At 34.5% G+C, this 537-nt stretch carries 1 protein-coding gene and 1 pseudogene; both read right to left on the bottom strand.

The genetic code is table 11. The annotated features are described in order from the left end of the window. Positions 1–9: 9 nt before the first annotated feature. Positions 10–318 carry a hypothetical protein gene (locus ACODS7_RS32475; RefSeq protein ID WP_243168491.1) on the bottom strand — a complete coding sequence of 103 codons (309 nt, stop codon included), beginning with the start codon at positions 316–318 and terminating at the stop codon, positions 10–12. A gap of 58 nt (positions 319–376) precedes the next feature. Beyond that, positions 377–537 (bottom strand): annotated as a pseudogene (locus tag ACODS7_RS32470) (ArsR/SmtB family transcription factor); the annotation flags it as partial.

Below are 537 nucleotides of genomic sequence, written 5' to 3'. Positions count from 1 at the left end.
CATTCTGCATTACATGTGAAGCGTCAAATGAGACGAACAGTAATACACCGCTCGGTGTTTCAACTCTTCGTACGTGTATAACCTTTGTTTCTTAAATAATTTCGGATGTTTCTGTCTATAGTATTGGAACAATTCTTCCCCATTTTGCCGTATGCGATACCGACGTGTTTCTCTAATTGTACCTGGGATTTCTTCAGAATCAAATTGTTCTAGAATTTGTAATGCTTGCGAAGAGGGAATTTCTTTCCCTGTCACATAGGTATGAATAAAAATAAGTTCCTTTATTGTGATATGCACGTAATATGAATTTACACCCATAGAAAAATTCCCTTCTTCTTCTATTTTTGTATCTATACATAACTAGGCAGCTATCTATTTATCTTATCAGTATGTAAACCGTTTGTTTCACTTTTTCATCATCCACTCGATAAAATACTTCTGTTCCTTTGCGTTCATGTGCTAACACTTTATGACTTCTCATTTTATGAAGATGTTGTGAAACCGTAGATTGCGGTAATGTTAAAATCTGTTGTAATT

This window comes from Bacillus sp. FG16, from assembly GCF_057809515.1.
Note: the sequence above shows the minus strand (reverse complement) of the source record. Positions and strands in the feature narration are given on the sequence as shown.